We start from the raw sequence: 26,056 nt of genomic DNA on the forward strand, positions 1-26,056 counted from the left end.
ATGTGAGATTCATGACCAACTATCTTGTCACCCTCGAGTCAGCATGGGTCGTCAAGGACGTCAAGTCCCTGGACGACGCCGTGGGAATCGCGATCAGCGAGGCGGGCAAACGCCTCAACCCCTCGGCAAAGTTTGTCGAGATCGAGAGCGGGTACAGCCAGTGCCCGTTCTGTGAAGAAGACCTGAACTGTGCACTGGTCGTTGCGAACACCGCCCTGGTCGGGCTCATGCTCTCGATGAAGGTCTTCAACGCCGAGTCGCCGGAGCATGCGCAGCGGATCGCGAAGTCGGTCGTCGGCAGGGCGCTGCGCACCGTGCCTCTCAAAGTCACGGATGTGCAGGAGATATGATCAGCGTCGTCGGGCACACGGCCATCGACCACATCTGCACGGTGCCCTATTTCCCTGAGCGGCACACCTCGGTCTCCACCCTGGACCACCAGATCTTTTTTGGCGGCGGGGCGGCGAACATCGCCGTGGGGATCGCGACGCTGGGCGAACCCTGCGAACTGGTCAGTGCGGTCGGCTCGGACTTTCCGGGCAGCGTCTACGAGCAGAAGCTGGACGAACTCGGGGTCGGGCGCCGGTTCTTCGAGGTGCCCGACCGCCCGACGGCGACGGCCTTCATGTTCAACGACGTCGGCGGCGACCAGATCACCTACTTCGACTGGGGCGCCTCGGCGATCTTCGCGGAGGCCGAGGCCCCGGCCCTGGAGTTCGTGCATATGGCGACCGCCGACCCGTCCTTCAACGTGCAGGTCGCGGAGAGGAGCGAGTTCGCCTCCTTCGATCCCGGCCAGGACATCCACCGGTACACGAAGGAGCAGTTCGAGGCGATCCTTGAGAACATCAACATCCTCTTCGCGAACCGGCACGAGGCAAAGCAGATGGCCGAGACGATCGGGACGACGGTGCACGACCTGGCGGCCATGGTGGACCTCGCGGTCTTCACGATGGACTCGCGGGGGTGCATGCTCTGCGTCGACGGCGAGGAGAAGCAGGTCCCGGCGATCCGCGTCGAAGCGGCCGACCCGACGGGAGCGGGCGATGCCTTCAGGGCCGGGTTCCTGACCGCCTACGCTCGCGGCTACGAGCCGGTGCGCTGCTGCACCGTCGGGACGACGGCGGCCTCCTTCGCGGTGGAGAAGGTCGGGTGCCAGACCAACCTCCCGACCTGGGAGCGGCTGGCCCGGCGGCATGAGGAGCATTTCGGACCGATTGTGAAGAGGTGAAAAGAGATGACATGGGCGGCATTGACATCCGGCGGCAAGGACTCGGTCCTTGCCGTGCAGCGGGCGATCGACGCCGGGATCGAGGTCTCGGCCCTGGTGACGGTCAGGCCCGAGAACCCGCATTCGTATATGTTCCATTCGGCCAACCTGGACGCGGTCAGGGTGATGGCCGAAGTCGCCGGGATGGAGTATCACGAGATCCCGTCGGCCGGGAAGAAGGAGGAGGAGATCGTCGAGATGGAGGAGGGCCTCGCCGCCCTCGGGCTCGACGGGATCGTCACCGGGGCGGTGGCCTCGACGTACCAGCGTTCACGCCTGGAGGCGATCGCGGGCCGGCTCGGGATGCAGCTCTATGCCCCGCTCTGGCATATGGACTATGCCGCCCTCCTCCGCGAGGTGGCGGCCCGCCTCGATGCGATCATCGTCGTCTGTGCTGCCGAGGGCCTGACCGAAGAGTTCCTGGGGGCGCATATCGACGATGCGACGGTGGAGCGCCTTCTGGATCTTGAGCGGCGCTACCGGATCAACCCGGCGGGCGAGGGGGGTGAATACGAGAGCCTCACCCTCGACGCCCCCTTCTTCTCCAGGCCGCTCACCTACGCTTCGGCCGAGCGGCGGTCGGTCGGCGACCGGCACGAACTGCTCCTCAAGGGATTCGCATGAACGAACGGGCCGATGGAAGCGATGTCAGGATGGCCGGGCTCGCCCGGTACATTTTCACCGCGCCGTCCTGGCCGCGGTCTCTTGCGATCATCGTCGCCCTCGGTCTGCTCATCGACGGGGTGAGTCTGCGGTCAGGCGACACCTATCCATTCTTCGGCACCCTGTGCTTCACGGTGCCGGCGGTGCTCGCAACGTTTCTCACCAAACCGCTCCTGATGGAGCGGGGCAAGGTGATCACCTGGAACCGTTCGGCCCTGCTGGCGGCGGCGGGCACGGTCTTTGCGGTGATCGTCACGCTCTTCTCGGTGATCCTGGGACAGAGCGCCCTGTTGCCGCTGACGTTCGCCATCGCGATGGGCCTGGTCTTCGGGCTGCGTCTGCTGGTCATCGCGGCCATCGCCGACTACCGTCTCTCCCATGTGGTGATGCCGGCCCTGCCGCAGAGCGCCTTCGGCGTGGTCTTTGCCACGCTCTCGTTCGGGCAGGAGTACCTGCTCCTGGGCGTGGTCCTTCACCTGGTCTTCGGGTTCGGGTGCGTGCTCTTCGTCTGGTTTGTGGAGCGGCCGCTGAACAAGGGCTTCCATATCAGCGCCTTCAACTTCATCAACACCTTCATCGAGCATATGACCGACGGCTCGAAGAGCATGGAGGACTTCTTCCGGGATATCGGGGAGGAGGTCTCGGTCCCGCAGGTGAGTCTTGCCTTCCGGCGGGACGGAACGCGTGACATCCTCTTCACGGTCCCGAACGTCCATCCCGGCCCGATGGGGGAGATCGGCGGCGGCAACCTGACGCGGGCGGTCTACGAGGCCTTCCCTGAGGAGGTGCTCACCGCCCACGGGTGTTCGACGCACGATTTCAACCTGGTCTCGGCGTCGGAGAGCGAGAAGGTCGTCGCGGCGGTGCAGGACTCGCTCGAAGGGCTTGCCTACTCCCCGCTCGCGGGGCCGTCCCGCCGCACCCGCGTGGGGTCGGTGGAGGTGCTCGCGCAGCCGATGGGCGACGCCCTCCTGATGGTCTCGACGCGCTGGCCGCAGAAGACCGAGGACGTCGACTTCGCGATCGGGATGGCGGTGATGGCCGAGGCGCACCGGTGCTTTGCGCACTGCGCCTTCGTCGACGCCCACAACTGCATGGCCGACGTCGCTTCGCCGGTGCACATCGCCTCGAAGGAAGGCAACGAGTATCTCGCCGTGGCCGAGCGCTGCATCTCCGACTCGGCCGGCGGGGCGGTGCACGCCTTCCGCGCCGGGGCGGCCCGCGTGCCCCTCCCGTTCAGCCGCGAGGAGGGGATCGGCGACCTCGGGGTGCAGGCGCTGGTCGTCGAGACCGCGGGGCAGCGGACGGCCTATGTCCTCTTCGACGGCAACAACATGGTCACCGACCTCCGGCCTGAGGTGCTCAAGGCGGTCCGCGGTCTCGTCGACGAGTGCGAGGTGATGACCTCGGACTCGCACGTCGTCAACACCGTCACCGGCAAGAACCCGGTCGGCCTCCACGTGAGCCCCGACATCCTGGCGGGTTTCGCGAAGCAGGCGGTGGAGGAGGCGCTCGCCGACCTCGGCGATGCGGAGGTGGCCTCGGCCTCGGCCGCCTGCGAGGATGTCCTGGTCTTTGGCTCCAACCGGATCTCGGAACTCGCGAGCACGGTGAACGCGATGCTCGTCTTCATCCCGCCGCTCTCCCTGGCGGTGCTGCTGGTGGCGTTTTTGCTGTCGGTGCTCGCGTATGTGGTGATTGTTTAGAGGTGCCTTGGGGCACCTCTGGTTTTTTTGGGGGGGTGGACGCCCCTGTGTCTTTCACCGTATTCGCCCCGGAGTCCTCTCGAAGATGGCCTGTTCAGCATCCTTTGTCAGGTTAGGAAATGAGGAGGAGAATTAGGGCGTGTGTCTATCCCTCTACCTGTGGTGTCAGGTAGCGGCGGGGTATATGGGGCTGATTGATGCTGATGAGCAGAGATTCTTGAGCATAGCAGACAAAACAGAGCACAGACGTTATCAAGACTGAAAAACGATTGGAAGTGATCGATTAGAATGAAAAAATATATTTTCTTGATTAATTTAGAATATAGATGAGAGAGCATTAATGGTTTCATATGAGGATGTTTTGAAAAAAAGTGACCTTACTGATTTCAGAATTAGTTCATTTTTAAAAAACAGAACGATATCAAATATAATAAAATCTATTCCATTTATTTCCCTTTTTCTTGCAAATTTGGGCATATTGTTGACTTTTGAGTGTTTCTTGCCCCTATTTACGAATTTGTATTCGAGGATCGTTGTATATCTAATCGGCATTTTTTTGTCTTATGTTATAATTAAGCCATACCTAGTTCTAAATGGGATACAATATGTGAAAAATTATTCTTGGAGGGTAGAAGATGGAGATAGCCATGAAAAGCGCAACTATTTCCCAAAAATTGGAATTCTTACTTTCATTGTAGTAATTATACGGAATTTTTTCTTCAATATTTTGAACGATGTTTTTATTGTGGTCATTTTCTGGAATACGTACCTCTTTGTGGCATATACTTTTGTGAAGTACATTCATTTTCCATTTAATTCGTGGATACAACTTTCAAATAATTTTGATTTGGGCCAGTTCATTTCTGTAATGACATTAATTGGAATAATCTCCGGGTTATTTCAACTCTATATCCTCTACTATCAGGATAATGTATCAAAGAAGATTGGGAATTCGATCAATAGATTCCTTAGCCAATGTCTTCAAAATATTAGACCACTTGATTTCGTGGACTTCTTGGAAGAGAATAAAAATTCAAATTCTACTGCTAAAAAAATACAGAACTTTCTCCGTAATGATGAAGATGTCCTTGCTGAATATCTAAAACAGAGTAGGCGTATAAACGAAAGCAATGGGCGAAGAGATCGCCTTAATTTGAATTTATTTTCCTTGTCTTCACCTCTCTCAATGAATTCCATAACGACTTTTGGCTATTTAGACGATTATGCCCATCTTAAATTAAATGAAAAGGAGAAATCTGATTTAAAGAAGTTTTATGAAGATTATATGGATCAAAAGCATAAGGAATTCATCGAAGAGGTTAAGAATTTAGATCTGGATGAAATTCGAATATTCGCACTTTCAAATGTCACTTTTTTTGATGAATCTGTGGCCAGTTATTCGAACCTGAATTTTGAGACATCATATAGAAGGAATCACAAGGAAGGATTTGGGGATTATCTTACAAATTACGCAATTGATTGTATCTTCTCATTTTTTGATATTTTATTGAATATCGATATTGATCCCTCTGAAAAATAACTCATTTGGCTTTGTAAAAACCTCACCATTTCTTGTTTCAAGTATGATTCAGCCACTGTCCTCCAGGTTCGCGCCGGGGGCGCTGCCCCCGGACCCCCGGGATGGCGATAGGGGTGGGGAGGCTGAAAAAAAGATCCTGAAAGACGTGCCACCTCATCGCCCATCTTTGTGCGGAAGAACCTCGGGGCACCCAGCGTACTTGATGGGCATCTCTTCAGAGCGCCTGCACGGCGGATCGATCCCGGCACCGATGGGAGATCTCGAGATGTCGCCGGCATTCTCCTCTCGATTTCGTACGTGATGGGTACTTGATCGGAAGGACTCCCCGGTCACCCGGAGATCATGAAAGGACCATCACCTTCATGTCGTATACCGACATATACCCTGGTATGTCTGGGGCTACTGTCACCACCACCATCAAGATCAGGGTCCCCCTGAAGGAGCGGCTCGACAAACTGAAGATCCACCCGCGGGAATCCTACACTGACGTGATCGGGCGACTCGTGGATATGGCCGTCGACGACGAACCGCTCAGTGACGAGACCATCAAGGCCATGGAAGCATCCCTTGAGGATCTCAAGATGGGCCGGGTCTATACCCTGGAGCAGGTGATGTCGGAGCTGAAAGAAGAATGAGGTATCGCGTCCTCTTCTCAGCGACGGCCCGACGGAGTATCAAGCACATCCCGAAAGCATATGCCCTCAAGATCGGTGAAGAACTGGCCTCGCTCGCCGGGGAAACAGACCCCGGGAGGCATGTGAAGAAGTTACAGGGGGGACAGAACCCACCGTTTTATTCGTTGCGTGTCGGTGACTATCGGGTCATTCTCACCATCGTGGATGAGGTGATGGTCATCCATGTTATCGAGGTGGGGCACCGGAGTAAGGTGTATCGGAACTATTGACCCTTACAATTCAGAATCAAAATCACAGGGTTACTATGAGATATATCTCCCACCATCACAGGCAGTTCTAAAACCCCGGCCGGCATTATCGGACCATTGCCCCATTTCTTTTTAGGCGCCATTGAACTCGCCGTCGATTCCCTGGTCGAGAAGGGATACTGCAGGAGAAGCAGAGATTCCATCATGCTCCTCGAACCCTACCGGTAGGCAGGGCGGGCGAGAGCGGCACTGCCGCGTGAGCAGCCCTCTCCTTCCACCTTCTCTCATCCCGATCCCCTTTTATACCCCCACCACCCTTCCCGCCCTGAAGAGCGATGGACCACGACCACCACCACCACCACGATCACCACGCAGCCCTCGCCGACTTCAAGCGCCGATTCATCGTCTCGACCATCCTCACCGTCCCCATCCTCCTCCTCTCCCCGACCGTCCAGACGCTCTTCGGCTTCACCCTCGAGGTGCCGGGCGCTGCCTACATCGTCCTCGTCCTCGCCACCGTCGTCTACCTCTACGGCGGCTACCCCTTCCTCACCGGGATCGTCGACGAACTCAAGGCCCGGATGCCCGGCATGATGACGCTCATCGCCGTCGCGATCACCGTCGCCTATTTCTACAGCGCCGCGGTGGTCTTCGGCGTTCCGGGCGAGGGCTTCTTCTGGGAACTCGCCACCCTGATCGACATCATGCTCCTCGGCCACTGGATCGAGATGCGCTCGGTGCTCGGGGCGTCGCGGGCCCTCGAAGAACTCGTGCGGATCATGCCGCAGGAGGCGCACCGCCTCGGGGACGGCGGCGTCGAGGAGGTGACGGTCGAGGCGCTCGGCGTCGGCGACCGGGTGCTCGTCAAACCCGGCGAGAAGATCCCCATCGACGGCGTGGTCGTCGACGGGGAGAGCAGCGTCGACGAGGCGATGCTCACCGGCGAGTCGCAGCCGGTGACCCGGCGGCCCGGCGACGCCGTCATCGGCGGTGCGATCAACGGCGAAGGCTCGCTCGTCGTCGAGGTGGAGAAGGTGGGCGCCGACACCTACCTCAGCCAGGTGGTCGACCTGGTCCGCCGGGCCCAGGAGAGCAGGTCGCGCACCCAGGACCTCGCGAACCGCGCCGCCTTCTACCTCGTCGTCATCGCCCTCTCGGTCGGGGCGCTGACCTTCCTCGGGTGGGTGTACCTCGTCGGCGACGCCGGGTTTGCGATCGAACGGGCGGCGACCGTGATGGTGATCACCTGCCCCCACGCCCTCGGCCTCGCCGTCCCGCTGGTCATCGCCGTCTCGACCGCCCTGGCCGCCCAGTCCGGGTTTTTGATCCGCGAGCGCCAGGCCTTCGAGCGGGCGAAAGATATCGGGGCCGTGGTCTTCGACAAGACCGGGACCCTGACCGAAGGGCGGTTCGGCGTGACCGATCTCCTCGCCTTCGGTGGCACGGAGGAGGAGGAGGTGCTACGCCTCGCGGCCTCCCTCGAGGCCCGCTCGGAACACCCGATCGCAAAAGGCATCCTGCGTGAGGCCGGGGACCGTGGCCTGCCCCTCGAAACTCCCGAAGCGTTCAGGGCGGTCCCTGGCAGAGGGGTGGAGGCGGTCGTCGCCGGGCGGCGGCTGCAGGTGGCAAGCCCGGACAACGCGGAGCCCGACCCGCGGGTGGAGGCGCTGCAACGGCAGGGGAAGACCGTCGTCTACCTCCTCGAGGACGGAACCCCGATCGGCGCCCTCGCCCTCGCCGACATTGTGCGCCCGGAGTCCCGCGAGGCGGTCGCCCGCCTCAAGGCGATGGGGATCCACTGCATGATGCTCACCGGCGACAACCGGTTCGTCGCCGCCTGGGTGGCAAAAGACCTGGGGCTGGACCAGTTCTTCGCCGGCGTCCTCCCCCACGAGAAGGCCGACCGGATCGCGGAGGTCAAAAAGCAGTACGTCGTCGCCATGGTCGGCGACGGGATCAACGACGCCCCGGCCCTCGTCTCCGCCGACGTCGGGATCGCGATCGGGGCCGGCACCGACGTCGCCGTCGAGAGTGCCGATATCGTGCTGGTCAGAAACGACCCCCGCGACGCCGCGGCGGTCGTCGAACTCTCGAAGAAGACCTACGCCAAGATGGTGCAGAACCTCTTCTGGGCCACCGGCTACAACGCCGTTGCCATCCCGCTCGCCGCCGGCGTGGCAAGCGGCTCCGGGCTCCTCCTCACCCCGGCGGCCGGAGCGGTGCTGATGAGCGCGAGCACCGTCATCGTGGCGGTCAACGCCCGGCTCCTCCGCGGGTAGGGGGGCGGCCCGCCGCCGGTCACCCCTCCTCCACCCCGAAATGCTCGACGAGCCTCTCGAGGGTGAACGTGTTTCTCAGTTTGAAGGCGCTGTTCTGGTTCGCTCTCAGCCCCTTCGTCCAGAACGCCTCGTCCTCCGGAACCGTCTTCGACCATTCCACCCGGACGAAATATTCGCACCGCTCCGGGTCGTCGGGGTCGTGCTTGACCCCTTCGCAGACGAGGGGCAGATCGAGGATCGCCGTCTCTTTCCCTTCGTGCACGACGCGGAACTCCCTGATCGGCACGCTCTCGGCACGGACCGTCCCCACCCCCACGTATCCTTTGCCCGGCACCATGGCAAAGACGCGGGCGCCGGGAAAGAGGTTCCTGAGCGTCTTGCTGTACCAGGTGCCGCCTCCCGCGGAGACGAACCCGTAGTTCCGGGCGTCCTCCCACGTCGACACGCCGTCGCAGGAGTCGAGGTTGACGACGAAGTCCCGGCCGTTCCAGGGCTCGGCTTTCGCGGGCGTCCGGGCTTGACCCGACCGTTCCTCCGCCTCACGCGGGTCGATGAGCCAGCTGCGGGAGAGGTACTCCGCCTCGGCGTCGGCGAAGAACCTGAAGAAGACCGCATTTATCGGGACATGGTAGTTCTCCGAGAGATAGGTGAGGATGCGTTCGGTCTCGTTGTCGAGTTCGGAACAGACGATCATCATGTCGTGCTCCTGGTTGACCGTTTCGGGAGGGGCGATCCCGAACGTCTCCTCGAAGAGCGATTCGAAGTCCTTCTGATGGAACTGGTCGCAGATCGCTTTCACGTCGGTGTACGAGAGGTCGGCGACCCAGGAGGCATAGTCCAGGACCTGCGCCACGACGTCCCTGGGCGTCCTGCTCTTTTTCAGTTCGATGATCGTCAGTTTCCCGGTCGGGTCCATGGCCAGCATGTCGATATATTTCCCTGAACCCGTCGGGACCTGCCTCCCGATCAGCAGCAGGCCGTCGTCGAGGACGGAGAGGTCGCTGCAGAGGATATCTTCAAGCCTTTTTTCGGATTCGATCGAGGAATATTCAATTTTTTGAACGTGATCAGAGGAAATATTCCACAGGCACACTTCAATCGGCATATGAATACTCTCACGTCGGTGCCGTCCTCATATAGGGCTTCTGATCTTCGTATGGCATGCCGGGGGAACGGAGATTTTTTTCGTCTCCGGCCCCGCCTATTCCCCATCCCGCCCTCCATGGTTCGAGGCGAGCGCCCCGATGAGACGGGCGATGAAGACCGCCATGAAGAGCGAGCCCGCCACCGCCTCCAGGTAGGCGAGGGAGCGGACCGGTGCGAGGAGCGGGGTGATGTCGCCGTAGCCGACGGTGGCGAGGGTGATGAAACTGAAGTACAGGAAGTCGGAGAAGACCGTGGCCCCGCCCGCCCCGCCGCCGTGCCCGACGAGAAAGGCGTCAGGGCTGACCGTCGCCGCCACCGCGTAGGCGTTCGCCCAGGTGATCCCCATCAGCAGGTAGATGGCCACGGCCCCGAAGATCATGTCGTCGGTCAGTCTGCCCCGCAGGATCGATCCAAAGATCGCGAGGGTGGTGAAACTGTACAGCAAAATCGACGAAAGCCCCTCGGCCAGCGCGAGGGCCGGGGCCTGGATGAAGTAGTCGGACCACCCGATCCCGATCGCGGGCACCGCGAGGAAAATGGCGAAATACAACGGGCCGCGTCGTTCGCTCACCGCATAGACCGCCGTGACCAGCGTGGCGGATGAGATGATCTTCAGGGCGAGCATCCCGCCGCCGGTCTCCTCGAGGTAGGGGTACAGCACGAGGAGGAGGACGAGGGGCAGGGTGAGCAGGAGATATTTGTGCCCCACCAGGCGCCGGTGCAGCCGGATCCCGTACGCCAGGGCCCGGTCTCTCTCTTCGATCTTCGGCATCGGCTCCTCTCCTCCGGGGGTATCCCATATTTTTCTGGTCTCTTGTGTTATGTGGTCTTTTCGTCTTGAAAGACCGCCCCGGCGCATGTCCCGGCCGACAGAGCGGGGGCGTCCCCGCGCTCCCGCGCTCCCCCCGGCTCTCCGATCCGGTATGCCGTTTTCCGACTCGTTTCTCGGAGTGCATCGGCGTTCCGGGGCCAAAGAATTCGATCGCAGAGATTATGGTAGTATCTGTCGGTTTTACCTCTCAAAAATCCCTTAAAAACCATTCACGATCATGAATGACGAGATCTGTTCGCGTGGGTTTATCAAGAAATAGCCCGGATGTTTACACGTATCATAAATCCAGGGGGTTATCAGAGATGGATTTTTCAGAGATTGACAGAAAATACCCGTGGGGCAAGCCTGTCATCGTAGCGGCGCTGATCGCCCTGTCGGTTGCCCTTGAAGTGGTGGTCCACATCCACTTCAACACCGCGGTGGCGTACACCCACATCTTCTACCTTGTGATCGCCCTCACCGGCATCTGGTATTATCGGAAGGCGGCGGTCATCGCCCTGGTCTTCGGCCTGATCCATATCGGCGTGGACTACTGGATGACCGGCGTCCTGGACCCGGCGGCCGTCGTGCGGGCGGCGATGTTCGTCATCGTCGCGTACGTGATTGGGGCGCTCTCCGAGTCGAGCGACCGGTATTACCAGGAACGCGAAGAGAAACACCGGGCCCTGGTCGGGTTTGTCGAGGAGGTGCGCCTCAGGATCAAGGGCCCGATCCGCACCATGCAGGAGGACCTCGCCGGCATCTGCCGCCGCGTCGAGCGCGGCGAGATGGAAAACGATGCGGTCGCGGCGGCTCTCGAGGAACAGATCGCCCATGCCGAGAAGGTCGTCGCAAGTCTTCGCGAACTGCAGCAGGGCGTCATCGAGGAGCACCGGTCCTGAACCTCCCGGCGGCGGGGGGCCGCCCCTCCCCGCTTCCTGCGGTAAAAGAAGTATATTTATAGTACGATTTTTCACATTCGGCACGCGTTGTTCAATATTATCTCGTTTCGAGTCTATTTTCTCTTCGGTGCTGGGTCGCCGACCTCACCGGAGACGGCGGGCCGCACAGGAGGAACAGAAACCATGACAAAACGATCTCAGAAGAGACGAGACGGCAGCCCCCAGACTGAAGACTGCTCCAACACAGGTTCACGGAGGTCTGCCATCTCTCAGTCGTCGCGGGAAGATGTAAAATCTGTCGGTCCGGTGCCGCTCTACCTGGTGCCGCCGGTGGTGACGGCAGCGGTGAACCGTGTCGGCGGGGCGCTCTCCGAACTCTGCGTGCGCCGGAGCGGGATGCATCTCTATACGGTGAGGATGACGGTGCTGGAGGAGGAGGCATGAACGGCACGCTCTGTCCCGGCCCGGACGGGACGCTCCACCTCTTCGTGGGCCGCGGGCATTTCCGGATCGCCGCCGACGACACCAGAGCGCTGCTTGCCGGGGGGACGGTGGTGCCGGTGACGATGGATGAGACCGGGACGGCCGAGGACGGGACGGTGGGTGGCCAGACGCTGATCGTGGGCCATGCGGCGATGAACCACTTCGAACGGTCGGTGAAGATCTTCACGGTCGCCGGGCACTTCATCGTGCCGCTGGTGAGCGTGCAGCGGGTGGTGCGGGGCGAAGCGGCCTCGGCGCCGCTCTTCCCCCTGGTCCCGGAGGGGTGCCCGTGATCAAAGCGGCCCTTGCCGCCCTCTTCCCGGCGGGCGGCGTCGTGGAGGTGCGGGCGCTCGCCGACCGCTTCACCCACTCCGGCTACTTCGACGACTTTGCGAAGTTGGCGAGCGCCGCCGAGGCGCTCGACGCCGACCCCGAGGTGAAGGGGACGTACGTCACGCTCAACGTCGTCGACCCGGCGCTCCTCGCGAGGCGGGCAAACCGCGTGAAGATGCGGCTCACGCGAAGCGATCCCACCACCGCCGACGCCGACATCCTCAGGCGCCGGTGGTTGCCCATCGACCTCGACCCGGTGCGGCCGAGCGGGGTGTCGGCGACGGACGCGGAACACGAGGCAGCGATCGAGCGGGCCGAGACGATCGCCCGCTGGCTCGCGGAGCAGGGCTTTCCCGATCCGATCAAAGCCGACTCAGGCAACGGCGCCCATCTGCTCTATGCGATCGATCTCGCGAACGACGAGGCGGCCGCCGCCCTGGTGAAGGGCGTGCTCGCCACCCTGGACGCGTTGTTTTCGGACGAGGTGGTGACCGTCGACACCGCGAACTTCAACGCCGCCCGCATCTGGAAACTCTACGGGACGACCTCGCGCAAAGGCGACCACACCGTCGAACGACCGCACCGTCGTGCGAAGATCCTCGCGGTGCCGGAGCACCCGGAGGTCGTCGACGCCGACCTCCTCGAAACGATCGCCGGCCGCCTCCCGCGGGAGGCCCCGGCACAACCGAAAGGGAAGAGCGGCATCGACCTCGGCGCATGGCTCCGCGAGCACGGCCTTGGCGTGCGGAACACCCGGCCCTGGCAGGGCGGAACGCTCTACGCCCTCGAGGACTGCCCGTTCAGCGGGGCGCACCGTGACGGCGCCTTCGCCGTGCAGTTCCCCTCGGGTGCGATCTATGCCGGGTGCCACCACGCCTCCTGCGGCGGCGGGACGCAGCGGTGGCCCGAGCTGCGGAGGATGTACGAGAAGCGGCGGAAGGCGTCGGCGCCTCCGCCCATCCCGCCGCCGCCCGACGAGGCCGACCGCGAGCAGGCGATGGAGATCCTCACCCGCGGCGACCCGCTCGCCTTCATGCTCGACACCTTCTCCCGCGAGCACGTCGGCGACCGCATCGTCGCCGAGTGCCTGGTGATGTCCCTCGCCTCGCAGTCGGTGGAGAACACGAACGGGCTGCACGTCTCCGTGTCGGGCAACTCCGGGAAGGGGAAGAGCCACGCCTGCACCACGATGCTCAAGCAGGTGCCGGCCGCCTACCGCCTCGCCGGGACGGTGAGCAACAAGGCGCTCTACTACCACGACGACCTCCACCCGGGCACGGTCTTCCTCTTCGACGACGTCTCCCTCTCCGACGATCTCCAGGAGGTGCTCAAGGCGGCGACGGCAAACTTCAGGGACCACATCGAGCACCACACCGTCTCGCCGGACCGCAAACTCCAGATCTGCCGCCTTCCCGAACGCTGCGTCTGGTGGCTTGCCCGCGTCGAAGATCCCGGCGACGACCAGGTGCTCAACCGGATGCTCACTGTCTGGATCGACGACACCCTCGAACAGGACGAACGGGTGCTCAAATACCGGAAGCGTGCGGAGACGCGGGAGAAGAAGGTCGCCGCCGAAGACCCGGCCCTCCCGGTCTGCCGGGTGATCTGGGAGGTGCTCAAGGAAGAGCGCGTCCACGTCTCCATCCCGTACGCCGAGCGGGTGCAGTTCTCGGTGACGGCCAACCGCCGGAACCCCGGCATGCTCTTCGACCTCATCAAGGCCTCCGCGCTCCTCCGCCGGTTCAGGCGCGAGCACTTCGACGGCGGCATCCGGGCAAACCGGGAGGACTTCGAGACGGCGGCGCGGATCTACGCGGCGATCAACGGGGAGGCCGGCGGGCAGGAGACGAAGGTGACGAAGAACGAGGCCGCCGCCCTGGAGACGGTGGCGGCGATGGGGTGGGACGTCTTCACCGTTCGCATGCTCCAGGATGCCCTGGGACTCTCGTACCACCAGACCCGCCGGATACTCCAGGGGTATAACAACGGCGGCTCTTCCTACTCGGGGCTGCTGGAGAAGTGCCCGGCGGTCGGGTTCGTGGACACCACCATCTCCGAGGAAATCGACGGCTCCATGGTCCGCCGGCGGGAGCACCATTATTCCTTCGACCTGGCGGCATATCGCCGGTGGAGCGGAGGTGCGCATGTCTGGCTCGACCGCGACCCCGACCCCCCCGACGATAGCACGTTTGCACCTGGTTTGCACCGAAGTTGCACTGAGAACGTGCAAAGCAGGGGGACGGAGGAACGGCCCCGGAGTACTTATTCTAAAGAGAGAAGAGAGATCTCTCTCTCCTCTAGTACTAGATTGCACCAAAACGAGGACGCACCCACCACCCCTGATCGGTCGGGGTCTCCGGGTGAGGGTGGGTGCGATCGGCGTTCTGGTGCACATGAGGACAATGATCCCGACAAAACCGTCCCGATCGAGAAACCGGGCCACAAAATCCTCCCGTTCGGTAGCACTTTCAGAGTGCAACCCGGTGCAATCCAGTGCACACGTGCAAACAAGGTCCTGCCGCTCCCTGGTGTCCTGGACCGCCGGGAGTTCACGCGGGTGAAAACCGATCTCGGCCGCTGCGATGTGTGTGGCGAGGGGAAGGCGGTGCACCGCTCGGCCGACAGGCAGGTGGTGCTCTGCGAGGGGTGTTATGCGAGGGTGGTGCAGGCGTGGAACGCAGGGATGGGGGTGGGATGAATCCGCACGCACCGTTCTACCCGGCCGTGAAACCCTGCACATAAAAGATGCCGCCGTCGTGCAGGGCCGCGTAGTCCTCCCATCCGTCCCGTCCGTCCGCCGGATCGGACCGCGACCTGAAGGTCCGATTGGCCGGCGGCGTGTCGGCTGAAGAGACATAGACGAGCGGCTCCGTGATCTCGGCTGCGTCGTCCCGTGCCGCAAACCCGAGCGCGATGACGAACTCGTCGCCTTTCTTCAGGGGGACCTGCCGGTCCAGGTCGACGAGATGGTATCCCTGCTCGGGCACCGAGAGATCTTTGGAGAGAACAAGCCTGTTCGGGTCGGGCCGGTTCCCGGCCTCGTCCCACCCGTCGTAGACGGTGACCGTGAGGTGTTCGTTCCGGTTCAGGGTCATGAACCCGACCGCCCGCAGAGCCGCGTCCTCCTCCGCGGTGAAACGGGCGCACGCCCACGACTCCCCGCCGTCGGCCGCGAACCCGTCGGAGAGATAGTCCCAGGCGATCTCGGAGGGTTCGGTCGAGACGTTGGAGAGCGCTCCGGCGTGTGTCTCGTAACGGTTACCGGTGTCGTACCCCTCGCCGCTCCCGGCGACGAGCGCCACGGCGAAGTCGTTGCCCTTCAGGAAGAGTGCGTCGGCGTAGGATATCCAGAAGTAGCCTTCGTCGCCGAACGCGGTGCCGTGACTGTTCTTGATCAGCCAGGCTCCGGGCTCGGGCGCTCCCTGAGTCTGTCTCGTGTCGTCCCACCCCGCGATCGTGACGGCGTGGTTGAGGGACGGCGGCAGGGGGCCGTCGCCGGTTCCGTCGAAGTAGTAGTCGTTCGACGTGCGGTTGAAGATGGACGACTCGTTCTGGCCCGGATAGATCGACGGGTCGGCAAAGTGGTAGGAGAGCAGTGCGCCGTGCTGCAGGAGGGCACGTTTGACGGCGGTGCGGTACTCCTCGTCCGCGGCATAGTCGGGGCGGGAGAAGACGAGCGCCTCGCGGAGCATGTACGAGACCGGGAGGCGCTCGGGCGGCGGTGTCAGGACCTGCCTCTCCTGGATCTCGTCGAGCGGGAACGGGGCGGAGCGTTCGAGGACCGGGCCCCTGCCGCTGCTGAAGTAGTCGATCGCGTAGCGATGGTCGCCTCCCCAGCCGCGTATTACGGGTTCGCTTTCCGTATAGCCAAAAGAGAAGGTGCCGTTCGGGGTGAGGTCCGGGTTGAAGGTGTAGACCGGATGGTTGTACCCGTTCCAGTTCGCCATATGCCAGGCCGAGAGGTGCGCGGCGGGCGATGCCGGATCGGATACGATCTCCTGGTGAAGAAGGCTGCTCTCGAACGCCGCACAGGCGGCGAACGCCCAGCAGGCGCCGACGGTGTTCCCGATGTCAGGCCGGCCGTCCGGGAGCGTGCCGCCCTGCGTTTTGACCGGCGTTACGAGACATTTCCCGTCCACGTCGCGCAGGTCGTAGGCCGAAGGCAGCGAGGCCGGTGCCTGCACGACGGCGACGCCGACAAAGAGAACGGCTCCGACGAGGACGGCGGCGAGGATCCGAATGTCCATGGAGGCGAGGAACGTTTCGGGGGGTTAATAGTTTCCGCGGCTCACCGGTCCGCCCGGAGCATGACGAATTCCGTCTGGTCGGACCGGAGGAACCTGTCGATCTCGTCGCGGGTGTGCTCGTCGGTCTCGGTGAAGAGGAAGCCGAAGACCGGATACCTGCGGAAGTCGATAGGGCGCCACTCGAGGGGGCGGGTAAAGGTCGCGAGGAACCGGTCGGCATCGAACCCCTCGATCTCGTCCGGGTCGATCCCGTCGGGGCGTTTCACGACCAGCAGGGAGTAGTTCCCGCCCGCGTCTTCGCGGAGGATAGTGTCCCAGTCGGGGACACGCTCTTCGAAGAAGCAGCGGTAGACGTTGATCCCGTAGGCGTGCAGCGCGATGTCGGTCGTGCACCACCCGGCGAACCTGAGCGGGTTGAGTTCGATCGGGACCATGACGCCGTCGTCGCCGACCCTGAGTTCGATATGGAACGGGAAGGTGGTGAGGTCGGCGAGGGTGTTGATCTCTTTGAGCAGTCTGAGGACGGGTCCGAGGTATTCCCTGACGACCGCCGCCGAGGTGACGTAAACTTTGTCGTCCACGTCGTCGGCCGCGGAGAAGTCGTGCCTGAGGATGTCCAGGACCACCGGCGTACCGTCTGAGGTATAGTAGGCGTCCACGGCGAGTTCGGTGCCGTCGATCTGCTCCTCGATGATGAACCGCCCCGAATCGCAGACTTCCGGCGGATAGTGCGCCCTGATCTCGTCGATCTCGTGCGTGAGCGAGGCGAGCACCGAAGCCCAGTCGGCGTCGGTCGCGACGGTGTAGACGCCGGCGCTGAAGAACCCGACCGCGGGTTTGATGACGAAGGGTTTCGGGAGTGCGGAAACGTCCAGGTCGTCCAGTCGGTCGGCCGGTACTTCGCGGTAGAAAAAATCCGGGTAGAGGGGGCGGAGCATCTCTCTGAACTTCACCTTGTCTTTGCAGCGGTCGATCCGGGCCGGGAGGCCGGTGAATCCAAGATGCTCTGCGATCCAGGCGATGGACTGTTCCGAGTTGGTGTAGAGCCGGTACCCGCCCGTCTTCGTCTCCTCCCGCACCCTGGCGACGAAGGCGTCGTCTGAGAGGAGGACGGTTCCGTCGGGAAGGTCCAGATTTTTTGAGGTCGGGTTCTCGAGGACGGGCAGGTGCATCGCGGCGACGGTCTCGATGAGGAGGCGGGAGACATAGGGTTCTTCAAGGATGATCATGGTCTGTCGGGCTCCGGGGGTTTTGATCAGGTATGAGGGGGGAGAGGGGATGAAGGTGCGGGGGGAGGGGGCGACGGTGCCGGCAGATACTATCGGCACATTTATCGGAAGCGCCGCATGATAGCATTTCAGACACCGGAGGACAGACCCCCCCTTTCGAAACCGTCAAGGATTCAATCTTTTGAAAAAAAACCCACAGATCTTTTCTGTGACGATTCAGTCCCTCCAGAACGTGTCCAGAACCACCATGAGGACTGAACCATGGCATTCGAGCGAACGGCATATTTGATGCTCTTCATCCTCGGCCTCTGTCTGCTGGCAGGGCCGGGCACGGCCCGCGAGATCGCGGCCGGCGACAGCGTCTTTGCATATGAAGACTCACGCACCCTCGACTTCTCCGCCCTCAACCAGACGGTGTTCGAGGCGACCGGGGAAGAACTCACGCGTCTGACCAGGTACGTCGACGACGACCCCGAGAAAGGCGAGATGAACGTTTTTGAACTGGTCAAGCAGGACGGCGTGCTCACGACCAGAGTGGACCTGGCGTCGTATCCCTACGATGCCGACGATTTCGGCACCTATTTCGCCGAGACCCCGACGTACACCACAGAGTGCAAGGTCTACCTCCGCGAACCCCGGCTCACGCTCGACATCGTCCTTGCCGATTACCACGCCGCCTCGGTCGTCGGCAAGACCGTGACCCCGAGCACCAGGATCGCCTTCAAGATCCTATCGGGCAAGGTCGGGTCGAGTTACCGGGACGGCGACCGATGCGCCCAGGCCAGGATCGAACTGCGGACCCCGAGCGGCGCCCTCGTCCACCGGATCGGCGACGTGAACCTCGCCGGCCAGGACCTCACCGCCACGACGGTCTTTGTCGGGCAGGACGTCGACCTCAGGGACCTCGAACCCGGCACCTACACCGTCCGGGCCGTCTGGGACAGCCCGGAGAGCTTTGACGACTATGCCCGGGGTTCCGACGAAGTCCAGTTCGCTATCTCCGACACCTATCTCTCCATCGAGACCAACATGGACTCTCTTGTCAGACGCCACGTCTTTACCGCGACGATCTACGGCGACGCCAAGAAGACCTACTATCTGTACATCAAAGACGCCGGCATCCCCGCCGAGCGGTACCCGACCCTCAAGCCCGGCCAGACGGGCGTGACCCCCCTGGACGGGACGCCCTTTGCCGGCGGCGCCGATGCCGGTGCCGACGCCCTTGCCAACGACGAACGTGCACAGGACCCCGACGGCGCCACCGTCAACGGCACGGCGGCCCTGGTCGCCACCTCCACCTCCTGCTCCCGGTCCTTCGAGATCGCGACCTCCTGGTTCACCGAGGCGCGGGCCTACACCATCAAGGTCGTCGACCCGGCCGACGCCACCCTCGTCGACGAGGTGACGGTGCGGGTCGACGAGGGCGAGGTCACCGTCGTCGCCGGGGGCACGGGCACCTTCGCCTTCGGCGAGATCGTCTGGCTCTCCGGCACCAACACCGACAGCGACGAGGTCTCCCTCTTCATGACCGGCCCGGGCCTCCACCCCGACGGCGTCCTGCTCACCGACCCGACGAGGCCGGTATCGGCAGGCCTCTTTTCCCGGTGCTCCGTCGGCGTCGACGGCACCTGGAAGCACCTCTGGGACACCTCGGCCCTCGCCGGCACCTGCGACCCCGGCACCTACACGGTCTACGCCGTCGGTGTCGCTGCGAACGAGCACGGGTGTGTGAATGCGACGAACCTGGAGGGCGTCACGTACGGGACCACGAGCCTTGCGTTCTCTCCCCCCTCGGTCTCGGCCTCGGTCAGCCGGACCGTCATTCGACAGGGCGACGCTCTCTCCATCGACGCGAGGACGACCGGGAACCCGCCCGGGGTGCAGGTCTGGATCTTCGGCGAGCACTGTCTGGTCATGGAGACCGTCAGAGAGCAGAGTTACGCCGGGTGGCGGTACACCCTGAGTCCGGAGGAGACCGTCAACCTTTCAGGGGACCACTATGTCATCGTCCAGCACCCGATGGAAGACGGGGTGTTTGACGTGCGGCCCCTCCACCCGGAGAACGCCTTCGACACGCGGTTCGTCGACGCCAGCGGCACGGTCACCGACCTCGGCGCCCTCTCGCCCGGGGACGCGGCCCGGGCGGTCGCCGACGCCATCGCCTCCTGCGACGACGCCGCGGCCAGGCTCTCCTTCGAGGTGGAGGCGTTCAGGGACCTCGCCTTCGACCGGCCCTCCACGCGGGACCGGATCGTCGACGGCACGCTCCGGCTCGGCGGGCACTCCACGCTCCCCACCGGGACGCTGCTCACCTGGACGGTGACGCCGTACAACACGACGACGGTTCTTGCCTCGGGGACGGCTGCGGTCAGGGCTGTCCCGCCGGACGGCTTTGTGTGGGACTTCGAGGTGGACCTCTCGGCCCTCGAAGAAGGAAACTACACGACCACGGTCTACGCCCCGGACCGGACGCTGCATGACACGCTGACCTTCACCCTCTATGGCGGCCCGGCGAGGGTGTACCCGGCGGCCGGGCATTATGGTGTCGGGTATGCCTTCGTGCACCCCGCTCTTGCCGAACCGCCTGGTTCCCGGGAGTTCGTCACCCTCATGACGCTCGTCCCGAAAGACCGGGACGGCTCGGCGTTCCCGGCCGAGCACGACCTGCAGATCGAATCGTCGGGAGGGGGATGGCCGACGGTGAGGTACAGCATTCTGGTGGACGGCCATGCGGCGACCGCTCGAGACGGCGGCCGGACCGTGACGATCAACGGGTGGGACCTGGCCTATCCCGCCCAGAAGGATGTGCAGGTGGACCTCGGGGCCAGGTGTTATCTCCAGGACCCGTCACCGTCCCTCCCCGCGGGCGGGGTGGCGACCTTCCTGACGATCGTCGAGCTGGACCAGGACGGCACCCCGGTGCCGGGCAGTGCGTTCATGCTCAACCGGACGCTCGGGCCCGCAGGCGTGCCGCCGGGATCCCTGGACGTGATCGCCCTCGCCCCCGGCTGGAACTTCGTCTCGGTCCCGACGGCCCTTGCCGCCGGGAACGACACGGCGGCGGTCTTCGCGGCGGTGGACACCGCGAGCCACTCGGTCTTCCGGTACGACACGGCGAACGGCGCGTGGGTGGCCCTGAAGGCGGCCGACCGGATCGCCCCGCTGGAAGGGTTCTGGATCTTTGCGAACCGGTCGACGACGGTCCCGCTCACCTTCTCGACCGCCCTCCCGGTCCAACCGGCCGCGCGCGATCTCTCCCCGGGATGGAACGCCGTCGGGGTCGCCGCGGCGCCGCCCGAGCGGGCGGTCGCGGCCGCCGGGGGCGGTGGCGGTGGCGGCGGGTCGTACGTCGTCGGCCCGGCGTCGGCGCGGGACGCCCTCCTCTCGGTGAACGGGAAGTGGACGACTCTCATCGGGTTCGATGCCGGGCGGCAGACCTTTGAGACGGCGATCGTCAGCGGCGGGAGCGGGGCGTATGCCGACAGCAGGCTGGTGTACCCGCAGCAGGGCTACTGGCTGTATATGACCGAACCCGGCACGCTCTGCGGCCTGGCGGTGTGATCGCGATGGGACGGACTTTCCGGGGCCTTGCCCCGCTCCTGCTCCTCGCCCTGGTCGGCGCTGTGCTGGCCGTGCCCCTCCTCCCGATGGAGGTCTCGGGCACGGTCACGCTCGACGGCAAACCGGCGCCCGCTGGGACGGTCATCGCCGCCGCGATCGGCGAGCGTACCTGCGGGTCGTTCACCCTGGCCGAGGCCGGAACCTTTGGCGGGGCCGGCCTCTTCGACACCCGGCTGGTCGTCGCCGGCGAGGAGGGGGATGCCGATAAAACAATCGTCTTCTCTGTCGACGGCAAGAAGGCGGAGGAGACGGCGGTCTATACGCCGGGCGCCGCCCTCGCCCTGGACCTGACGGTGAAGAGCGGCAGTTCCTCGCGGCCGTCCGGCGGCGGTGGCGGCGGCCATACGCCCGCACCTCCGGTCCAGCCGTCCGCCCCGGTGATGGAGTACACCGGGCACGCCTTCCTCGACCTCGAGACCGACGGGGCGGCGAGGTTCAGGACCGTGGTCTCGACCGCGGAGAAGAACGCCAGCCTCGTCGTCGACGAGGGGGTCAGGGCGCTGGACCGTTTCGGCCGGCCCCTCGAGAGGGTGACGGTGCGGGGCGTCGCGCCCGACGACCTCCCGGCCGCCGCCGACGGGGCCGCCCTCTTCGGCCGTGGCCTGCGGTGCGAACCGGCGGGGGCGACCTTCGACCCGGCGGTCGAGGTGAGGATCACGCTCACCCCGGCGGAGTGGGAGCGTCTTGCTGCAGGCGAGGCGTTTGTGGTCAGGTGGTACGACGGGCAGGCCGGCGGGTGGGTGGCGCTCGAGACGACGGTCCACGCCTCGACCCGCACGCTCACGGCGAAGGTCTCACATTTCACCCTCTTCGCGGTCTTTGCGGAGGCGGCGCCGACGCCGACCGTGACCGCGGCGGCCCTGGACGCGGCCGTCACCGGGGCCGAGACCCTGCCGCCGGCGCCGGGCGCTGCGGTGCCGGCCCCTGAGAAGGAGGAGCCGCCGGGGTGGCTGCCTGGCGCCGACGCCTTCGCGCTCGTGACGGCGGTGTGTATCATCTTCGTCGCTCTGAGAAGGCTCCTAAAATAATTCTTTTTTTTTTTTTTTTTTGCGACGGGGATGGGCGGGGCCCTGACGGTTCTTCACCGACGCTTTGCGCTCGCTCTCCCTGATCGCGCCCCTCCGACTTGCGCAATGATGGAGATCCTTATCGTCGCAGGGGTCGATGATGGATCGTTATGACAGTGTTTTCGGTTTCGATGGACGACAGTCTGGTGGCGAGGGTCGACGACGCGGTGGCGCGGGAGGGCGCTGCCTCCCGCTCGGCGTGGCTGGAGATGGTCGCGGCAGAGCGGTTGGCCGACGAGCGGGCGCAGGCGGAGGAGTGGACGATCAGGTGCCGGGAACTCGAGCGGGAGGTTTCGCGGCTTGCGGCGGAGCAGGGGAAGTTGGTGGAGGAGGTTGGGCGCCTCAGGGGTGCGTGATCTCATTTTCTCTTTTTTCTGGAGAGGGGGTCTCGTGATCCCGCCCGGCCTGCCTCCCGATGTGTCCCGACCCATGTCTGGAAAAACGTATCAGGCCACCCTCACAAAAGAACGAAATGAGTCGGTCTTCCTACGGATCTTCGTTGAAGGGTGCGATGTCTGCCGGGTCGGAGGGCTGGAGAAATGTGTGGTGGACCAGGTATGAGTCAGAATGAGGTACTCCCTGAAGATTACCCTGTGTTTCTCGCAGGTCTGAAGGTGCGGATCCGTGAAGCTCAGACCCGTGCGGTTCTGTCGGCGAACCGGGAACTGATCCTGCTCTACTGGCAGATCGGGAAAGAGATCGTGCAGAGGCAGGAGCGGGAGGGCTGGGGGGCGAAGGTGATCGACCGGCTCTCTGCCGATCTCAAGAGAGAGTTTCCCGATATGAAAGGATTTTCTCCCCGGAACCTGAAATATATGCGTTCTTTTGCACGAGCGTATCCGGACGAGGTATTTGTGCAGGAGGTGCTTGCACACATTACGTGGTATCATACGGTCACGCTGCTCGACAAGGTGAAGGATCCGGTACAGCGTGAATGGTATATCAGGAGGACGATTGCGAACGGGTGGTCGCGGAACGTGCTCGTCCACCAGATCGAGCGCGGGCTTATTGAACGGGAAGGAAGGGCGGTGACGAATTTTTCGGAGACTCTCCCGGCGGAGCAGTCCGACCTCGCCCTCCAGACCATGAAAGATCCCTATATTTTTGATTTCCGATGTGTTGAACGAGGAGCAAAAGCGCCAGTTCATCAAGTCTCTCCTGAAGGAGATGCGCAAGGAGGGAACGATCATGACTGTCGGGAAGACAAAGGCTGCAAAGTGGGTGCTCACCTCCACCTCTCAAGATGAGGTATGATTGGGGATCGGATTGGGGAAGATTGGGGGAATGATATCAAATATTTTGCCTTGAATTGCATAAAAAACGGTTTTGAATTGATATCTTATATTGAGAATTGGGGGGGATTGGGGAAGACTCGGGAAATGGTCTCAAATGTTTTGTCTTGAATTGCACAAAAAACGATTATGAATTGATTTTATTATTGGGATTGGGGAATACTTGGAGATCCGGATCCCATGACGCAGGAGGATGCGGTTCCTCACGAGGACGACTGAAATCGTTCTCCCTGACGGTGGTGCCGTCCTCGTCCCGGCACCCCGGGGCGTGCCGTCTCCTTCGTCCTTAGGGGCGCCGCAATCGCGACGCAGGGGCTCCCGGTTCCCCGAATGATGGAGACCGTTATCGTCGCAGGGGTCGATGATGGATCGTTATGACAGCGTTTCAGTCTCGATGGACGACAATCTGGTGGCGAGGGTCGACGACGCGGTGGCGCGGGAGGGCGCTGCCTCCCGCTCGGCGTGGCTGGGGAGGGTCGCGGCGGAGCAGGGGAAGTTGGTGGAGGAGGTGGCTCACCTCAGGGATGCGGCGATCTGATTCTCTCTTTTTTCCGGAGATGTGTCGGGCGGAGTGGTGCGGGCGTGGAATATGGGAAAGGGGTCTCGTGATCGCGCCCGGCCCGTGCCCCGGGCCCCTGGAAAAACATATCTGGTCCCTTACAAAAGAAAGACATGAACCGGTCTCCCTGCGATCCTTCGCCGAAAGATGAAACGTCTGACAGATCGGAGGGCCGGCGGGGCAAACGCTCTGCCATTTCATGCGTGGGTGTGCACGTGGTATCGCCGGCAGGTCGAGAATCGTGCTCGTCCACCGGATTGAAAGCAGATACTCCTGTTCGGACGGTAAAAAACACTCCATCTTCAGTCTTCTCCTGACAGGGCGGTGCGGCGTGGAGTCTGATCATTCTTTGAGGGCTGGCACATCATGAAAGATAAAGGAAAATTATGCGATCTGATCGACGAATTCTGTCAGTACCCCCGGGAAAGAGAATGGTTTGAGTTCAAACTGAACAACCACGAACCCCACCTCATTGGAGAATATATCTCCGCGTTGAGCAATGCGGCCCTTCTGCATCAGGTCGACTATGGATATCTGATTTTTGGAATCGATGACGACACTCACGAGGTTCTCGGCACGACATATTCTCCTCATACAGAGAAAGGGCGGGGGAATGAAGATCTTGAGCCGTGGTTGAAACGTTTACTTGATCCTCATGTCGATTTTTCGTTTTATGAGATATCATGCAGAGGAAAACCTGTTGTCGTCCTTCGGATCGATGCCGCATACGAACGTCCGGTCAGATTCGATGGGGTCGAGTATATCCGGGTGGGGTCATATAAAAAGAAACTCTCCGACCACCCGGAGGTGGAACGCAAATTATGGGCTCAAACGCATCCGATCAAATTTGAAGAAGGGTATGCCTCTTCGGGATTGATCGGCGATCACGTGCTTGACCGTCTTGATTACCCATCGTTTTTCCATCTTCTCGAAATGCCGCTGCCTGAAAACAAGTCGGGGATTCTGGAACGGTTTGAGGACGAGGGAATGATCCGGAAGGACGGGCCCGCCTTCAGGATCACGAACCTCGGTGCACTTCTTTTTGCGCGTGACCTCAACGATTTTCCGTCCCTTCGCAAAAAATCGCTGCGAATTATCATTTATGATGGGAAAGGTCGGGTACACGCGAAAAAAGAGCACACCCCGCGAGAAGGATACGCTGTCTCCTTTGAATCCGTGATCGACTGGATCTGCGATCAGTTACCTTCGAATGAAATTATTGAAGGTGCGTTGAGGGTCGAGGAGAAGATGTATCCGAAGGTCGCAATCCGCGAGTTCATCGCAAATGCCCTCATACACCAGGATTTTTCGATCTCAGGGGCGGGCCCGATGGTTGAGATCTTCGAGGACAGGATGGAGATCTCAAACCCGGGAAAACCTCTGATCGATCCGAAGCGGTTCATCGATCATCCTCCCCGCTCACGCAACGAAGTCCTTGCGTCCGTGATGCGCAGGATGAACATCTGCGAGGAGCGGGGAAGCGGGATTGACCGCGCCATCGGGTGCATTGAAGCGTATCAGTTGCCTGCACCGGATTTTCAGGAAGATGAAGATTTTATGAGGGTCACGTTCTTTGCGCATCAGAGTTACAGCGAGATGGGACGGGAGGACAGGGTGAGAGCGTGCTATCAGCATGCCTGTCTCCGGTATGTCTGCAGGGATTTCATGACGAATGCAACGCTGAGAAAGCGACTGGGTATCGATGATCAGAACTACCCGATGGCTTCGCGTATTATCAGCGATACGATTGAGGCGGGTCTCGTGCGGTTGCATGACCCTGAGACACGGTCCAACAGGAACAGAAAATATGTTCCGTACTGGGCATGAGGGGTGAAGCGTCCCTGGTACGCGGGTCGTCTGGTGCTGGCCTGAGAATATCAACCTTTGCCGTTATTTACAGGGCATAACCACGTGCACTCTTTTCTAAGATTTCCCCGGCATGGGGCCGGTGAAACCCCGGAAGATATGTACACCATCGTAAACAGAGGCGAAAACCCTGCACCTGAAAAACTCGTAATTGAACCG

At 62.2% G+C, this 26,056-nt stretch carries 22 protein-coding genes; 18 read left to right on the top strand and 4 right to left on the bottom strand.

Annotated features, from left to right (window positions below; translation table 11 throughout):
* Window positions 1-11: 11 nt before the first annotated feature.
* From E2N92_RS12225 to E2N92_RS12260, 8 genes are all read left to right on the top strand, one after another.
* Window positions 12-350 (top strand): DUF555 domain-containing protein, encoded by a 339-nt coding sequence (locus E2N92_RS12225; RefSeq protein WP_220681426.1) that lies wholly within the window; start codon window positions 12-14, stop codon window positions 348-350.
* Window positions 347-1,231 (top strand): carbohydrate kinase family protein, encoded by an 885-nt coding sequence (locus E2N92_RS12230; RefSeq protein WP_220681427.1) that lies wholly within the window; start codon window positions 347-349, stop codon window positions 1,229-1,231. Before E2N92_RS12225 ends, E2N92_RS12230 begins: the two co-directional genes overlap by 4 nt.
* A gap of 6 nt (window positions 1,232-1,237) precedes the next feature.
* A complete protein-coding gene (locus tag E2N92_RS12235) occupies window positions 1,238-1,894 on the top strand; it encodes a diphthine--ammonia ligase (protein ID WP_220681428.1) in 657 nt (218 codons plus the stop codon).
* On the top strand, window positions 1,891-3,639 hold the full coding sequence (locus E2N92_RS12240) for a DUF2070 family protein (protein WP_220681429.1): 1,749 nt from the start codon (window positions 1,891-1,893) through the stop codon (window positions 3,637-3,639). The genes E2N92_RS12235 and E2N92_RS12240 overlap by 4 nt, the downstream gene beginning before the upstream one ends.
* Before the next feature lie 340 nt (window positions 3,640-3,979).
* On the top strand, window positions 3,980-5,179 hold the full coding sequence (locus tag E2N92_RS12245) for a hypothetical protein (RefSeq protein ID WP_220681430.1): 1,200 nt from the start codon (window positions 3,980-3,982) through the stop codon (window positions 5,177-5,179).
* Between the two features lie 389 nt (window positions 5,180-5,568).
* Window positions 5,569-5,814 carry a DUF7557 family protein gene (locus E2N92_RS12250; RefSeq protein WP_220681431.1) on the top strand — a complete coding sequence of 82 codons (246 nt, stop codon included), beginning with the start codon at window positions 5,569-5,571 and terminating at the stop codon, window positions 5,812-5,814.
* The gene (locus E2N92_RS12255; RefSeq protein ID WP_220681432.1) at window positions 5,811-6,083 is read left to right on the top strand and encodes a type II toxin-antitoxin system RelE family toxin; all 273 of its coding nucleotides are present in this window, start codon (window positions 5,811-5,813) and stop codon (window positions 6,081-6,083) included. The genes E2N92_RS12250 and E2N92_RS12255 overlap by 4 nt, the downstream gene beginning before the upstream one ends.
* Before the next feature lie 314 nt (window positions 6,084-6,397).
* A complete protein-coding gene (locus E2N92_RS12260) occupies window positions 6,398-8,341 on the top strand; it encodes a copper-translocating P-type ATPase (RefSeq protein ID WP_220681433.1) in 1,944 nt (647 codons plus the stop codon).
* A gap of 19 nt (window positions 8,342-8,360) precedes the next feature.
* On the opposite strand, the gene E2N92_RS12265 is transcribed toward E2N92_RS12260, so the two are convergent.
* Together E2N92_RS12265 and E2N92_RS12270 are read right to left on the bottom strand one after the other, a co-directional pair.
* Window positions 8,361-9,446 (bottom strand): endonuclease NucS domain-containing protein, encoded by a 1,086-nt coding sequence (locus E2N92_RS12265; protein ID WP_220681434.1) that lies wholly within the window; start codon window positions 9,444-9,446, stop codon window positions 8,361-8,363.
* A 96-nt stretch (window positions 9,447-9,542) separates the two neighbouring features.
* Window positions 9,543-10,259 (bottom strand): potassium channel family protein, encoded by a 717-nt coding sequence (locus E2N92_RS12270; protein ID WP_246589218.1) that lies wholly within the window; start codon window positions 10,257-10,259, stop codon window positions 9,543-9,545.
* A 362-nt stretch (window positions 10,260-10,621) separates the two neighbouring features.
* Here E2N92_RS12270 and E2N92_RS12275 point away from each other — a divergent pair, with 362 nt between their 5' ends.
* The 4 genes from E2N92_RS12275 (at window position 10,622) to E2N92_RS12290 (ending at window position 14,714) form a co-directional block, all read left to right on the top strand.
* Window positions 10,622-11,200 carry a DUF4118 domain-containing protein gene (locus E2N92_RS12275; RefSeq protein ID WP_220681435.1) on the top strand — a complete coding sequence of 193 codons (579 nt, stop codon included), beginning with the start codon at window positions 10,622-10,624 and terminating at the stop codon, window positions 11,198-11,200.
* 183 nt (window positions 11,201-11,383) lie between these two features.
* The gene (locus E2N92_RS12280) at window positions 11,384-11,644 is read left to right on the top strand and encodes a hypothetical protein (RefSeq protein ID WP_220681436.1); all 261 of its coding nucleotides are present in this window, start codon (window positions 11,384-11,386) and stop codon (window positions 11,642-11,644) included.
* On the top strand, window positions 11,641-11,976 hold the full coding sequence (locus tag E2N92_RS12285) for a hypothetical protein (RefSeq protein ID WP_220681437.1): 336 nt from the start codon (window positions 11,641-11,643) through the stop codon (window positions 11,974-11,976). The genes E2N92_RS12280 and E2N92_RS12285 overlap by 4 nt, the downstream gene beginning before the upstream one ends.
* The gene (locus tag E2N92_RS12290) at window positions 11,973-14,714 is read left to right on the top strand and encodes a hypothetical protein (RefSeq protein ID WP_220681438.1); all 2,742 of its coding nucleotides are present in this window, start codon (window positions 11,973-11,975) and stop codon (window positions 14,712-14,714) included. Before E2N92_RS12285 ends, E2N92_RS12290 begins: the two co-directional genes overlap by 4 nt.
* A gap of 16 nt (window positions 14,715-14,730) precedes the next feature.
* Here E2N92_RS12290 and E2N92_RS12295 read toward each other — a convergent pair whose 3' ends face one another.
* Window positions 14,731-16,263 (bottom strand): lectin like domain-containing protein, encoded by a 1,533-nt coding sequence (locus tag E2N92_RS12295; RefSeq protein WP_220681439.1) that lies wholly within the window; start codon window positions 16,261-16,263, stop codon window positions 14,731-14,733.
* A gap of 41 nt (window positions 16,264-16,304) precedes the next feature.
* Entirely contained in the window at window positions 16,305-17,492 is a 1,188-nt protein-coding gene (locus E2N92_RS12300; RefSeq protein ID WP_220681440.1) for an ATP-grasp domain-containing protein, read from the bottom strand.
* Window positions 17,493-17,753: 261 nt separating this feature from the next.
* Between E2N92_RS12300 and E2N92_RS12305 the strand changes: the two genes are divergently transcribed.
* The 6 genes from E2N92_RS12305 to E2N92_RS12330 all read left to right on the top strand — a co-directional run bounded on the left by E2N92_RS12305 (window position 17,754) and on the right by E2N92_RS12330 (window position 25,858).
* Window positions 17,754-21,053 carry a hypothetical protein gene (locus E2N92_RS12305; RefSeq protein ID WP_220681441.1) on the top strand — a complete coding sequence of 1,100 codons (3,300 nt, stop codon included), beginning with the start codon at window positions 17,754-17,756 and terminating at the stop codon, window positions 21,051-21,053.
* A 5-nt stretch (window positions 21,054-21,058) separates the two neighbouring features.
* Window positions 21,059-22,141: a hypothetical protein gene (locus tag E2N92_RS12310; protein WP_220681442.1), complete on the top strand. Its 1,083-nt coding sequence runs from the start codon at window positions 21,059-21,061 to the stop codon at window positions 22,139-22,141.
* A gap of 149 nt (window positions 22,142-22,290) precedes the next feature.
* Window positions 22,291-22,536 (top strand): ribbon-helix-helix protein, CopG family, encoded by a 246-nt coding sequence (locus E2N92_RS12315; RefSeq protein ID WP_220681443.1) that lies wholly within the window; start codon window positions 22,291-22,293, stop codon window positions 22,534-22,536.
* A gap of 201 nt (window positions 22,537-22,737) precedes the next feature.
* Window positions 22,738-23,427, top strand: a complete 690-nt coding sequence (locus tag E2N92_RS13635) for a DUF1016 N-terminal domain-containing protein (RefSeq protein ID WP_246589220.1) — start codon at window positions 22,738-22,740, stop codon at window positions 23,425-23,427.
* 406 nt (window positions 23,428-23,833) lie between these two features.
* Window positions 23,834-24,010 carry a ribbon-helix-helix protein, CopG family gene (locus tag E2N92_RS12325; RefSeq protein WP_220681444.1) on the top strand — a complete coding sequence of 59 codons (177 nt, stop codon included), beginning with the start codon at window positions 23,834-23,836 and terminating at the stop codon, window positions 24,008-24,010.
* 387 nt (window positions 24,011-24,397) lie between these two features.
* Window positions 24,398-25,858: an ATP-binding protein gene (locus E2N92_RS12330; RefSeq protein ID WP_220681445.1), complete on the top strand. Its 1,461-nt coding sequence runs from the start codon at window positions 24,398-24,400 to the stop codon at window positions 25,856-25,858.
* Window positions 25,859-26,056 lie beyond the last annotated feature (198 nt).

This window comes from Methanofollis formosanus (assembly GCF_019633745.1).
GTDB classification, from domain to species: Archaea; Halobacteriota; Methanomicrobia; order Methanomicrobiales; family Methanofollaceae; genus Methanofollis; species Methanofollis formosanus.